Below are 13221 nucleotides of genomic sequence, written 5' to 3' on the forward strand. Positions count from 1 at the left end.
TTTTATATGCAATGGGAAAGCCAAAAGTATTGGAGTTGACAGAGGCAGAACGCCTCGCACTCGAAAAAGGATTTCGTTTAGGCGAAAAGCACTGCTTCCGCATGCGTTGTCGTGCTGTGTTACTGAAAGCAGACGGACTGTCTTCTGCAGCAGCGGGCGTGCAAACGGAAATGAGCCACGTGAGCGTAAACGCTTGGGTAAAACGTTTCAAGTCCGAAGGAATAGACGGATTGAATACCCGTTCTGGCAGAGGTCGAAAACCTATCATGGACAGTTCGGACGAGGATGCTGTGCGTCGTGCAATAGAGCAAGACAGACAGAGCGTGAGCAAGGCAAGAGCGGCATGGGAGCAAGCCTCGGGCAAAGAGGCAAGCGACTCAACATTCAAACGTTTTTTATCAGCATTGGCGCAAGATATAAGCGAATAAGAAAACGCCCAAGGGGAGAACCCTCGCCGCAACTCTATGAATACAAAGTCGAGAAGTTGCAAAAACTTGAAAATCAAGCGTCTGAAGGACGCATTAGGCTCTATTATGCTGATGAGAGCCACACTTGTACTGAAGGATATGTCCCTTACGGTTGGCAACTGCAAGGGGAGGATGTTTATGTCCCCTCCCAAAGGGTGGCACGACTCAATATCTTTGGAATGATAGACCGTGATAACCGTTACAATGGATTCACCACATTCGAAAAGATGACGGCAGATAAAGTCCTCAGTTTCCTTGATGATTTTTCGTTCAACTTGGAGATGGACACTTTTGTTGTCCTTGACAATGCTTCCGTACATAGAAACAAGAAGATCAAAGAACTTCGCCCAATATGGGAGCAAAGAGGACTTTTCCTCTTTTTCTTGCCTCCATATTCGCCACAATTGAATATTGCGGAAACACTTTGGCATATTCTTAAAGGCAAGTGGATAAGACCACAAGATTATATAACTACTGACATACTTTTCTATACCACCAACAGAGCTTTGGCAGATATCGGAAAGGGGTTGCGTATAAACTTCTCTAAACATGTCGCTTAATTTTGATTAGTTACTTATCAAAAACTTATATTTGCATTATTAGATGGAAATTTATATTTTTGCAAAAGTAATCATTTAAAAGATACAATTTATGGAAGGATATGTAGATTATGTAATTCAGTTAGATCACGAAATTACACGAGAGTTCGAAAGAGATCTCTTAGGCATTGAAGTGCCTTATATGTCAGAAGAATATGAGAAATGGATGATCTCTATTGATAGGAAAACATCTAATGTTGCTAAAACATATATATACTATATTAAAGCTGCAGATAAGAATTATTTTTCTTGGGAGGACGATTTCTTTGCTTTACTTCCCAAAATGGTAAAAGCAAATGACGAAGAAGGTGTTTCAGCGTTGTTTGATAAATATCTTGCTATTCTTGATGATGAGTTAGTATTCTCTAAAAAGGAGGGTGACGAACGTGATAGCAAGGATGCAAGCGACAGGAGAAGTGCGTTCCGAAATTATCGTCGCTTTATTGAGGAATGGCTTTTGCCAATAATGAGCGGCAAGTTGGAAAAAGATATTCAGTGTAGTACTGAAGAAGCGAACGCATATAAGCGTTTATTTGCCGAAGACGAATTTCTTTACTGGCTTACGAATGTTGATGAAAAAGGCATAGCAAGTGCGCAGAGTTATGTTTCGCGGTTGAAGCGGTTGGATCGAGAACTGTGTGGAGTGATAACGCTGAAGCAACCTGACGTGCATAGTGTCTTTGGTTTGGTACCAAGATATTTTAAAGAGAAGCGAAGTAAGGATGCTGTTAAGCTGTTATTTGACATTGAAGAGATATTAAAGGGGCAAGTTCGAGCTAACAACACACAGCTTATGCCTATTGAGGCGTTAAGAAACTGTATTAGTGCGTTACGAAAGTATAGACAGTTTTTCTTATCAGAGTATATTTGTGATGCATTCGATATTGATGAAAGTTCTAATAAAGATTTTGCAGAAAACACCCTAATGAGGAGTTGCGACACTGTAAAGTCTTACGACTACTCTACGCTTGAAGACAACTTCTATTTTAGAATAATTAGCCAAAACCGCATAAGCGAGGGTAAGGATGTGTTTTTCCCAATAGGGCTTATAGCGCGCATATGCCAACTGAGTGAGAAATTTCCTGCAGACGTAACTATGTACAAAAACGCATACAAATACTTTAAGAAATGGGTGAATGATTGTTCTGCCGAAATCCGTATTGCAACTGATAAGGGCTATTTTATACTGGCAGATTTGAGCGAACAGAATGCAATGATGATCGACACTGCAACCAAGGAGGTTACGGTTACGTTGCTTGATGGTAGAACGGCAAGAATGCTAACCGAAACGGCAGACGGTAGTTCTGCTCCCCGCGTTATGAAAGTAGATAGTTTGGATCAAATCCATATAGACCATTCTCCACAGATAAGCAATGTTCTTTCAGAACATCTTTCAGAACTTTTTACTATGGAAAAATTAACAGCTATAATACGGGAAGTTGCGGTAGCACATAAATTACCTATTACCCGAGAAAACTTTTCTGCTATTTTTCGACATGTTATCGACAGTGAAAAGTATAGTTTGGAACTGTTGAAAATGCTTCCGCTTCTGTTTCGTGAGCTAAATTTGATTCGAGAAAACTCTACGCTATGCTTAATGGAAGCAGAAGAAAATTTGAAAAAGAAATAATAATCCTACCACAGAACAAAACTCAAAGAAAAATAGTCGATGATGAAGTTTTCTTTAAGGTCCTTTTTAATATCGTATGAATGATATTGATTTAACGAGTCTTCTTGACTCTGAAATATTTAAGCAGGAAGATTTTCAGCCTGACTTTAGTAATAGTTCTTTAAGAGACTATGATAAATGTCGTTTGGTTGATAAGATAAAGCAGATGCACTGCGAGTCATTACTTAGAATGCATTACGAAGTGTTTATAGCTTTGCTAAGGACTGATTTTGATGATTTATTTTCAGCAAACAGAATATATCTTTCTACTGTGAAAGGAAACAACCTAACGGAGATATTTAAACAGATTGATATAGACTCTCAAAAATGGGAAAGCAATATTATCGTTAATTTCGTGTTTAAAAAAGGTATTGAATTAAGTGAACTTGGGACAATCTTCGAAAAGATGAATGCTTTTTCGCAATTTCTTCAATTTAAGTGGGGGTTTGCCATAAATCCCAATTCTTCTGATAATTATTCCTTCGAGTTGATAACCTATAGTTGAACGAAGACTATGAAGCTGACAGAAAGCCATTCTCTGCTTTTTGCAGAACTGGAAATTTCTATAGAAAATCTTCCAAATATGCTCTTGTTTGAGCCAGAGACGTTGCTTAATAAGATGGAAGTCAGATATGTAAAACTTAAAAATAAGATACTATGTAGTGATAATTTAGATTGTAAGTAATCTATATGGCAAGGCTGTCATATCGTTTTTAAGGAGTATATACGGTTTATCGAAAGTATTATTGAAGATAGAGGAAGAATGCGGGTTTATCTCTTATGGAAGTACTTTAATGAATATGGCGATATAACGAAAATAAGTAAAGGAAAATAAAAAAGATTAAGTTTTGTAGAAGTTGACTACAATTCCGTTACATCTTGTAAAATATTTAATTTTTAAGAATTATGAATGATGAGATTCTTTTTGCAAATGAAAATATAACAAAGCTTGAACCTAATGAAGTGTTTGTTTTTGGTAGCAATTTACAAGGCTATCATAGTGCTGGTGCTGCTCGGTTAGCATTAGATAAGTTTGGAGCCGTATGGGGGCAGGGAGTTGGTCTGCAAGGACAGTCGTATGCTATTCCTACAATGGAGGGAAGTGTAGAAACTATCAAACCATACGTTGACGACTTTATTGAGTTTGCGCGCCTGCATCCTGAATATAGATTTCTCCTTACACGCATTGGATGCGGTATTGCTGGCTTTAGCGATGAAGAAATTGCACCGCTCTTTTTAGAAGCGTTAGCATTGCCCAATGTCTCATTTCCCAAACCATTTATAGATGTTATTGTGAACTTGCTATAATAACAATAGTTCGTTAAAATTTGAGTATATGGCTACGCAGCCTTAGGCTGCCAGGCAATGAGTTCTTTGACAATCTTACTAATTAAAGTTCGGTTCGGTCGGCATCGGGATATGTCGAAAATTAATTTCGTATTATTGCTGTCCGGTAAAACTTTTTGGTGGCTATCTGTGTTAGTAAAAATAGACTTAAACTTATTATTTCTTAGAATTATCGGTTATTATAGGTCTTTTCTTGTCAAAATAAGTGCATTTTATAATGCTTACAGTTTGAAACTGAAAACCAAGCCCCAGGATGAGTAAAACGGCTGCAATACCGATGGATAAAGAGATACAGAGCTTTCAGTTTATTTTTACCGGACAGCAATAGAAAAGAATAAAAAGCAGTGGAAGTACAGAGAAAGGAAAGATGAATTACACATATTTAAGGACACTACCCGGTACCCAATATAAAACCACCCGAAACAAGATGGAGTGTTCCGGGTGGTTTGATTTTTTGTTTATTTCTTTCTGTTGTGTGTGATTACTGACAGATGGTGTGTCGTACGGGCATTTTGAAGTTTCGCTTGGAAACGATTTTCTGTTTAGCTGTGCGAATTTTCGGTCCGGGTACGAACGGACTGTGCAGCAATACGTATTGCATTCTTTTGGTTTGTTCTTCTGTAAATTTGTTTCTGAGCGTCCAATAGTAATCCATTATGTTGTTCGATGTGAACTGTTCGCCTGTAATGCTGTTGGTTCTCAATATCCACTTGTTTACGTCCTCCTGTGTGAATTTTGGATGTGCCAGTTTGTATTTTGAAAGCTCCTTCAGGTATTTCTTACGGTTATAGGTGGGTGTGTCTTTACAGAAGTCGCTGTCTTCGTTGTAGTCGGTTTTCATATTGGCATCTTCTCCAAACACGTGTCTCAGTCCGAGGTAGTGTCCCAATTCGTGAGCGATGGTTGATACGAAGTTGGTGCTTTCGAGGTTGTTTCCGGGTTTGGTGTAGGCATAGAGGCTGTTTACGCTGACGCAATATGAGATGGGCAATTCGGTCGGCGCAATGTTGTTTGGAAGTTTTTCCAGACCGTCGAGCGTGTCGGGGGCTATGGTGTATGGGAGTGTTGTGACGCCGGTGATATCAGGATCAGAGAAGTTGTACAGGCAGATGTTCACGTAGCGGTTTTGATCCCACAACAAATCTCTGTAGCGTTTTGGAGCAGCTTCTGTATACCCCATGAACCGTTTGTAGTCTATCTTATCGATGTTCCACTGTACTCTGTGTACTCCTGGTTCGGTCATTGTGACCCCGTTAGGCGTTTCTGTTGCCATGACGAATTCTACGTTGAGGTGAGGTGCGGCTTCTTTCCATATTTTGTTTACATCGGATAGCACTTCTTTTAGGTATCCTTCGCTTAAGTTTTGCTTTTCGTTGTTTGCGTCTCGGTAGATGACATGAAATACGACGGGAAGTTTGTAAGCGTAGTTCTCATCAGGTTTCTGGGCAGTCTCCTGTACTATTTCGATGGTTTTCGTTTGTGTTCCATCTACTGTTGCGATGGTGAGAATGTCTTTTCGCTCATCTCTGTACAGGTTTTCCGTTATATTGATTTCTACTTCTCGGCTGCCTTCTCCGTTTGTAATTTCAGGAACGGCCCATCCTTGTTTCGATGAGATAGTCCATGCCACGTTTGATGTGACCTTGATGTTTATTTTTGCTCCTTCTACCGGGGCTTTTATTTCTGTTTCGTCAATTTCGAGTATTGAGTTTTGTATTACATTCTCATCTTCGCATGAAGCAAAAAGCATTGCTGTTCCGAGAATCATGAATGCCATGATTTTTTTTATCTGTTTCATAATCGTGTTCGCTTATTTGTTAAAAAATGAATTGTTGATGCTTTTTCGGGGCATGGCTTTTCTCAGGATGTTGTTTTTCCTGACTCCGAGGATTCCGGGTTTTGCGTGTTGGCTGTAGTCGGCAATTCCTGATGTGGGGCCTGTATAGTCAATGGTGATGTGTTTACCCTGTGGTGTTGTCAGATCTCCATTGACCGTGATGTCTGTCCCCTTGGTGGTAATGGTAAGTTTTCCTCCACTCACCAGTCCTATTGACTCAAAGTCGAGTGCATCGCCGATGCGGGTGTAATACGTTCCTTGTGGGACATACATTCCGAACACTTCTCCGTACAGACCTGCGATGATTGTAAATGGTTGTAGGGTTATGCCAGGGGCGGACGTCACTACCTTGTCGTATGTGCCTGCCAATTTGCTGATGTCCATGGATGGGCTGTAGGGTGTGAGCAGTGTGAGATTAAGTAAGTCGCCTGCTCCTGAGATGAATCCGCTATTGTCGATGGGCGTGTTGAAGAATGTCAGATTATATGTTCCGTATTGTCCGGCTTTGTCTTTGGAGTAGTTGCCTGACATATTGGTTGGAACTACGTTCACGTCTTTCTCCAGTGGGTTGTAAACTGCCGGGTCAAGGCAGGTGAATGGGAGCTTTCCGCTGAAGTGGCATTTGATGTTTTTCTCTATGCCGTTGTCTTCAATCTTCAGGTCAGCGTCAAATGTATAGACGTCGTCTTTTGTTCGGTCTACTTTTACATCTCCGTCAACGATTTTGTATTCGTATCCGTTTGATGCCACTCCGTCTTTTACTTCTGTTGCGATTACGAAGTTACAGTTGAAAGCATCGGCGGTGCCTACCTCGTGTCCGTCAGACAGATGATAGGTGCCTGGATTCAGTTTTGCGTTTCGGCTGTCGTTTGAGAGGACATCGCCTATGAAGAGGCGAAGCGCATGGTCGTTCACGCGGGTTGGGAGTCCTGATGTGCTTATGGGACCATCGGTAAAGGCCAGCATGTAATAGCCTATGTTGTTTTTATAGAAGTCTCCGTAGTACTGTATCCATCCTTCTTTCAGCTCTACATCGTAGGCGTATGTTTTTCCGGTTGTGAATGCGAGTGTTGTAGTTTTTACTTCCGTTACGTTGCGTACTGCTATATATACAACGTAGTCTTTTTCGGGGAGGAGGTTGTTGATGGTTACTTCCTGTTTCCCGCCTTGTAGCGACAATGCCTGTCCGTCTTTGAGTATTGTGGCAGGTGTGGGAGCTTTTTCTGCTGCAAGTTGGCAGATGTATGCTCCGGCTTCTGTCGGGTGTCCTTCAACGCTGAACTTGAATGATTCTGTTCCGGTTTCGATGGCAGTTGCCGATAGATCGGGTATCACTGCCCGTGTTTCGTCTGTTTCGCAGCCTGCCAATGCCAATGCTGTCAGCAGGAGAAATGCATAGATAAAATTTTTCATAAGTGTTTTATTATTATTATTATTGTTATGTACGAATCGGATTGTCTGCACGATGGTTTGAGTGCTGTCTTCGTGCGATGGAACGCTGCGTTTCGCCAGTTACAAAATTAAACAATTATGTGGAAAAGGTTAATAAAAAATGGAAAATTGTGTGACTTTACATAAAAAGTCACACAATTTTAGGATTTTGTATGTATTTTTGCTATTTTCTGATAATCTGATGGTGACAATCCTGTAACTCTTTTGAAGGCTCTCGAAAAGCTTTCTCTTGCCTTGAAGCCTACGCTGTGTCCGATGGATTCAAGTGTGAATCGTTGGCTGTTGGTTATATCGTTCATGCGACGGCACGCTTCTTTCACTCTGTATTCGCTCAGGAGCAGAATGAAGGATTGTCCGAACTTTTCGTTGATGACTTGTGATATGTCCTTTTTCCCGGCATGGCATAGTTTTGCCAACTGTTCGATGCTGAAATCCTCGCTGTAGATTTCTTCCGATTCTTTCATTACTTTTTCTATTTTCTGTCTGAGCATGGATTTTCCTTCTTCGTCGAGGTTGCTTTTGCTGTATTTTGGTTTGCCTCCGGTAATTTGTAGTTGCATTCTCTGATAGAGAGTGATGTTTTGATTTTTCAGTCGTCTGTTTTTTCTGAAGAGTATAATGAGAAAAGCTATGGTTATGAGTACGATACCAGCGCTAAGGAGTGCCAATAGATTTTGTAGTCGGCGTTTTTGTTTTAGGTTGCTCACTTCGTTTGCAAGGCTGCGCATGTTGCTGAGCAGGTGATAGTTTTTCACGCTATTGAGGTTGTTGGCAATGAGCAGTGAGTCTCGATTTCTGTAGTATGCCAGTTGGTATCGGTCGGCGCTTTCTTTCTTTCCTTTTTCGTTAAACAGTGCGCAGAGCAGTTTGTCGGCATCAGTTTCCACGTCTTTCAGTTTCAGGGTTCTGCCCATTTGTTCTAGTTTCAAGGAGTAGGCGAGTGCCGAGTCTGGTTGTTCTGCCATTTTATATATGCTTGCTATGTGCCAACATGAGGCGCATCGCAGGCGATCGTCTATGCTGTTCCCTCCGTATTTCATTTGTTTTTTCAATGTGGCGGTGGCTTCTGCGTAGCGTTTTTTTTGTAGTGCTCTGACCACTTTCAGCATCATTCGGGCATATTGCTGGTGTGGTGTGGATTTGGTGATGTGTGTTTGTTCAAACAAGTCGGTCTGTTTCCTGAATGCGTTGATGTTTTCTTTTTCCAGTCCGAAGTTCCAGAAGTTGATGAACGAGGACACCATATTTGTCCAGTCTTTCATCTGGAGTGCCTTGTTGAATGCCTTTCGGTAGTAGTGGCGTGCCGCTTCTACGTTGTTTGCCGATGGGAAGCATACGGCATAAAGGCTATAGAGGTGTCCCATGTTTTGATTGATGGATATGCGCAGTTTTTCGTCTTCGCAATATTGGTTAGCTTTTATGAGGCACTCCATGGCACTGGCGTAGTCGAAAAGATAGAACATATAGATGAATCCGCTTCGGTTGTAGCCTATGGCGATGTAGCGTTTTTCCTCGGTGGTAAGTCGTTTTTTGTGTTGGAGTTTAGTGATTAGCATGATGTTGTAAATCAGTGCGCTGTCAGGGCGGTTACCTACAACGAGCGCAGCGTCTGCCATGTTTAGCAGTTGTCTTTCTGTCATTTTTGTTTTCAGCCCGCTCCATTCCTCGTTTTGCGCATGAATCAATGGCAGTGTAAGGAGCAGAGAGCACAGGACGATGCTATAACGTTTCCAATTCATATTGCAAAGATACAACTTTATATTGAATGCGAGATGAATATCTATTTCAAAAAAATGTTCTTTCCTTTTCAATAGTGGTATTGTCTGCCAATAGTATTAAAACAATAGTTCATTAAAATTTGAGTATATGGCTACGCAGCTTTAGGCTGCCAGCCAATGAGTTCTTTGACAATCTTACTAATTAAAGTTCGGTTCGGTCGGCATCGGGACATGTCGAAAATTAATTTCGTATAGTTCGCATTGAACATCAACGACTTAACTTTTGCCATGGAATTGTCCATGCCATTGTCTTTTATGAAGACAATGGCGGCATTCAGTGAGGCGAACGATGCGTTGAACGCAAAGTCCAACTGTCTCTTGTGTCTTGCCTGACAATCCATAAGTCCCGTAAACTGCTTGCTGTCGCGATAGCAGAACTCTATCTGGAAACGAGTGCGGTATGTCTTCAATACTTCCTCACCCGTCATTGAGAGTTTTGTCGAGAAGAGCAACTTGCACTTTCCACCGGGCATTCGCCAGACGACAAGTCGCACCCTCTTCTTCAGAGCCTTGGCATAAACCTCGAGGGTGTACGCCTTTCCGTCCAGTCCATCAATGTGCAGTTCTTCTATGCATGAGAGGTTGAGGTTTGCCAAGTCAATCTTGTCTCCCTTGACTCTTGGTCGTCCATGCCTCTTTTTCCCCTTGGGAATGTAATGCAGACAAGCGTTGTCACGGAAGCGGCTGACCAGATAGAAGCCAAGCTCCGATATGCTCTTCTCGAACGTGGATGTGGAGAAGAATGCGTCAGCCACTACTATATCAGTGATACTCAGCAGTTTCTTTGAATACCGCTTTATAACACTGATGTAATATTCGACGAGTGTTTTGTTCCTCATCTTCAGCGCGGAGTTCCCTATTGTCTGATGGGCACGCAGCATCATGCACTTGTTGTTGGCAACATCCAGCAAGCCGATGCCCATGATTTCAAGTCCGTGCTTCACCGCCCCTGCACATCCCGACCAGAACCGTCCGATATGAGGAGTCTTCTTCCCGGCCTTGCTGATATAGCATGGGTCTATAGCAATGGCAAGTAAGCCATCCATGTCCAACACACGCCTTGCAAGAGACAGGTTCAACAGAAGCCAATCGATGCAGTCTTTCTTCTTGCGATTGAAATTCTGACGATAGGTCTGCTCGCCATGCTTGCCGTAGCGAGCCATCTGTGTGAAGTTTATCTTTCTGGGTAAAATCATATATGAAGTCAGTATCTCGATGAGCAGAGTCTGGAAAGTTTTTGCAAACTTTGCACCAGATTCTTTCATTGATGTACGAATTGCATCCTTGAGGATCTCCTCATATTGGCTAAGTGGTTCTGAAATCATCATACTTTTAAAGTCTTAAATCAACTATAAAAGTACTGAAAATCAGACACTTAGCCAAATTTATTTAGTTATGTTTTGTTAATCAACTCGCTCATTTTCAAACAATTATGTGATTATTAACAGAGTATTGCTATATAATACTCGACAAGTGTTTTGCTTCGCATCTTCAGCACCGAGTTCCCCAAAGTCTGTTGGACACGCAACATCATACACTTATTGTTCTTTATATCAAGCAAGCCAATGCCCATAATCTCAAGACCATGCTTCACCGTTCTCGCACAGCCCGACCAGAACCGTCCAATATGAAGGAGTCTTCTTTCCTGATTTGGCTTATGTAACACGGAGCTATGGCTATGGCCAACAAGGCGTCCAGATCCAACACATGCCTGGCAAGGGACAAGTTCAGTAGAAGCCAGTCGATGCAGTCCTTCTTCCTGCGGTTGAAGTTCTGACGATAGGTCTGCTCGCAATGGCTGCCATAGCGTGCCAGCTGAGTGAAATTTATCTTCCTGGGTAAAATCATGTATAATGTCAGCATCTCAACGAGAAGATTCTGGAATGTTTTTGCTAACTTTGCACCAGATTCTTTCACAGATGCTTGGATTGCATCCTTGAGGAGTTTCTCATATTGGCTAAGTGGTTCTGAAAATTTCATACCTTTTAATTTCTTATAATAACTATAAAGTTACTGAAAATCAGATACTTAGTCAAATTTTATTAGTTATATATTATTAAATAACTTACTCATTTTCAGGCAATTAAATATTAACAGAGTGTTGAATTTAACCTTGTTACAAAAAAAGTAAACGGTATTATTGTTGTTTTCAGTAAAAAAGCTGTATCTTTGACATCGTAAAAATATTAATTTTGAAGAAATGATAAGAAATATTTTTCAATTTATACTCTATTTATTATTTATCATATCATTGAGTTCATGCATTGTTTTCCGAGAGATGCATGCATTGGTGAAACACGCACCTAATCTTCGTGATGGTCAGTTGTTTGCTCACGACACTATCTATAATAATCCAAATTCTGTATTTCTGTTTGCAGAGCAGCCAACAAATGAACGGATATTAGACACTATGAGATTTAACTTTAATAACTATGGCAAACCTATCAAAAATAAAACCTTTGCCGAATATACTTGCAGAGACGGTGGTGCATCAGTTTTTTTGATTATACAGAACGACACGATAATATATGAACATTATAATGGTTGGTTAAATAAATCAGATAATGTAAATATCTTTTCTGTTTCAAAATCCATTACTGCATTGCTATGCGGAATAGCCGTAAAAGAAGGCAAGATACATAGCATAGATGACTATGTAACCGATTATATTCCAGAACTATGTACTGCTGACAAGCATTTCAAACGCTTAAAAATACGGCATCTGCTGAATATGCAGGCAGGATTAAAATTTAAAGAAAACTATTCTAATCCCTTCTGCTCAATGGCATTGTTGTATTTTGGGCATGATATGATACGTCAAATTAAGAAGCTAAAATTTAAAAGTGAACCCGGTATCCAATATGAATACAATAGTATGACAATTGCCATTTTAAGTTATGTACTTGAAAGGGCTACAGGTAAAAAGTATGCACAATATTTAAGTGAAAAACTTTGGAAACCTTTAGGTATGGAAACTTTGGCAACTGTAACCCTTGATAGCAAAAAAAATCGAAATGCAAAGAGTTATGGAGGCATCAATACCAATGCACACGATTTGGCAAAAATAGGCAGATTAGTATTAAATAAGGGAAATTGGGAAGGTAAACAAATAGTAGATTCTGCATGGGTGGAACAAATATATGTACCTGCAATAAAAGATAATAATAACAACTATTCGCTCGGTTGGTATAATTTTACAACCAGTAAAACAATATATGCACATGGATTGTTTGGACAATGTATTGTTGTTTATCCGAAATATAACATAGTTGCAGTACGTTTGGGTGAAAATAAATGGAACGAATACGAGGTGTTGGTTCGTAATATTATAGACCAAATTGAAAACGGAAAACACTAAAGATAATAAAACGATAGGTTTGGAATCTTGAAATAGACTCTTTTTTATATAGAACGCTTCATTCAATAGTTCGTTAAAATTTGAGTATATGGCTACGCCGCCTTAGGCTGCCAGCCAATGAGTTCTTTGACAATCTTACTAATGTAAGCATCCAATATTAGCCGCCTTTGTGTAACATTTTTGCTTTACTACCTTTGCCCGAAAAACTTATGTTTGTACTCAACGAAACAAATGTTTTTCGGGTTTGTTGCACTCCTGTGGATATGCGTCAGGGTATTCTTCGCCTGTCCCAATTGGTACGCAGCAATGACTTCAATCCTTCTGATGGTGTTGTCTACGTTTTCTACAATCGAGCCCGTAACCGAATTAAATTGCTGCACTGGGAACGCTGTGGTTTTGTCGTGTATCATAAACAGATGGCACAGGGTTGCCTGAGTCCTAAAATCATACGGGCGAGAGCTGGATTTTATGAACTTCGCTGGGACGAATTGGTACTCTATATTGAAGGTATAAATCCTAATTGCTACCGAAGAAAAAGATACAATAAATCTTAGTATTTTCTTGCCAGTGTCAGATATTTTTTGTAATTTTACATCGTATAAAGAACTGATAATGTGACGGATATGCCTTATTGCACAATGACATCTGACTACCATTCTCTCACTCGGGAAGCTGTTGTTAAACTTCTTGAGCAAAGGGATGCTGAGCTTAAGA

At 40.4% G+C, this 13221-nt stretch carries 14 protein-coding genes; 8 read left to right on the top strand and 6 right to left on the bottom strand.

Annotated elements, in window-relative coordinates; all coding sequences use genetic code 11:
- Positions 1 to 11 precede the first annotated feature (11 nt).
- From CZ367_RS14155 to CZ367_RS14175, 6 genes are all read left to right on the top strand, one after another.
- Positions 12 to 428: a helix-turn-helix domain-containing protein gene (locus CZ367_RS14155; protein WP_202613149.1), complete on the top strand. Its 417-nt coding sequence runs from the start codon at positions 12 to 14 to the stop codon at positions 426 to 428.
- Positions 344 to 1027 (top strand): IS630 family transposase, encoded by a 684-nt coding sequence (locus CZ367_RS14160; RefSeq protein ID WP_144006054.1) that lies wholly within the window; start codon positions 344 to 346, stop codon positions 1025 to 1027. Before CZ367_RS14155 ends, CZ367_RS14160 begins: the two co-directional genes overlap by 85 nt.
- Positions 1028 to 1118: 91 nt before the next feature.
- Positions 1119 to 2696 carry a hypothetical protein gene (locus CZ367_RS14165; RefSeq protein ID WP_077197583.1) on the top strand — a complete coding sequence of 526 codons (1578 nt, stop codon included), beginning with the start codon at positions 1119 to 1121 and terminating at the stop codon, positions 2694 to 2696.
- A 76-nt stretch (positions 2697 to 2772) separates the two neighbouring features.
- Complete coding sequence (locus CZ367_RS14170; protein WP_077197584.1) at positions 2773 to 3240, top strand: hypothetical protein; 468 nt, start codon at positions 2773 to 2775, stop codon at positions 3238 to 3240.
- Positions 3241 to 3249: 9 nt separating this feature from the next.
- Positions 3250 to 3420 (top strand): hypothetical protein, encoded by a 171-nt coding sequence (locus CZ367_RS15665; protein ID WP_154669352.1) that lies wholly within the window; start codon positions 3250 to 3252, stop codon positions 3418 to 3420.
- A gap of 221 nt (positions 3421 to 3641) precedes the next feature.
- On the top strand, positions 3642 to 4043 hold the full coding sequence (locus CZ367_RS14175) for an A1S_2505 family phage non-structural protein (protein ID WP_077197585.1): 402 nt from the start codon (positions 3642 to 3644) through the stop codon (positions 4041 to 4043).
- A gap of 520 nt (positions 4044 to 4563) precedes the next feature.
- On the opposite strand, the gene CZ367_RS14180 is transcribed toward CZ367_RS14175, so the two are convergent.
- The 6 genes from CZ367_RS14180 to CZ367_RS14200 form a co-directional block, all read right to left on the bottom strand.
- Complete coding sequence (locus CZ367_RS14180) at positions 4564 to 5880, bottom strand: zinc-dependent metalloproteinase lipoprotein (RefSeq protein WP_077197586.1); 1317 nt, start codon at positions 5878 to 5880, stop codon at positions 4564 to 4566.
- Positions 5881 to 5892: 12 nt separating this feature from the next.
- Positions 5893 to 7332, bottom strand: coding sequence for a hypothetical protein (locus CZ367_RS14185; RefSeq protein ID WP_077197587.1), 1440 nt, complete (start codon positions 7330 to 7332; stop codon positions 5893 to 5895).
- A 179-nt stretch (positions 7333 to 7511) separates the two neighbouring features.
- Positions 7512 to 9110 (bottom strand): helix-turn-helix domain-containing protein, encoded by a 1599-nt coding sequence (locus CZ367_RS14190; protein WP_077197588.1) that lies wholly within the window; start codon positions 9108 to 9110, stop codon positions 7512 to 7514.
- A gap of 131 nt (positions 9111 to 9241) precedes the next feature.
- Positions 9242 to 10477, bottom strand: a complete 1236-nt coding sequence (locus CZ367_RS14195; RefSeq protein ID WP_449421171.1) for a transposase — start codon at positions 10475 to 10477, stop codon at positions 9242 to 9244.
- Positions 10478 to 10590: 113 nt separating this feature from the next.
- Complete coding sequence (locus CZ367_RS16370; RefSeq protein WP_237581876.1) at positions 10591 to 10743, bottom strand: hypothetical protein; 153 nt, start codon at positions 10741 to 10743, stop codon at positions 10591 to 10593.
- Positions 10740 to 11129, bottom strand: a complete 390-nt coding sequence (locus tag CZ367_RS14200; protein ID WP_237581878.1) for a hypothetical protein — start codon at positions 11127 to 11129, stop codon at positions 10740 to 10742. The genes CZ367_RS16370 and CZ367_RS14200 overlap by 4 nt, the downstream gene beginning before the upstream one ends.
- A gap of 298 nt (positions 11130 to 11427) precedes the next feature.
- Here CZ367_RS14200 and CZ367_RS14205 point away from each other — a divergent pair, with 298 nt between their 5' ends.
- Together CZ367_RS14205 and tnpB are read left to right on the top strand one after the other, a co-directional pair.
- Entirely contained in the window at positions 11428 to 12507 is a 1080-nt protein-coding gene (locus tag CZ367_RS14205; protein ID WP_237581886.1) for a serine hydrolase domain-containing protein, read from the top strand.
- A 209-nt stretch (positions 12508 to 12716) separates the two neighbouring features.
- Positions 12717 to 13061: an IS66 family insertion sequence element accessory protein TnpB gene (tnpB, locus tag CZ367_RS14210; RefSeq protein WP_077195478.1), complete on the top strand. Its 345-nt coding sequence runs from the start codon at positions 12717 to 12719 to the stop codon at positions 13059 to 13061.
- Positions 13062 to 13221 lie beyond the last annotated feature (160 nt).

The sequence above is a fragment of the Prevotella ihumii genome, assembly GCF_900155655.1.
Taxonomy (GTDB): Bacteria; Bacteroidota; Bacteroidia; order Bacteroidales; family Bacteroidaceae; genus Prevotella; species Prevotella ihumii.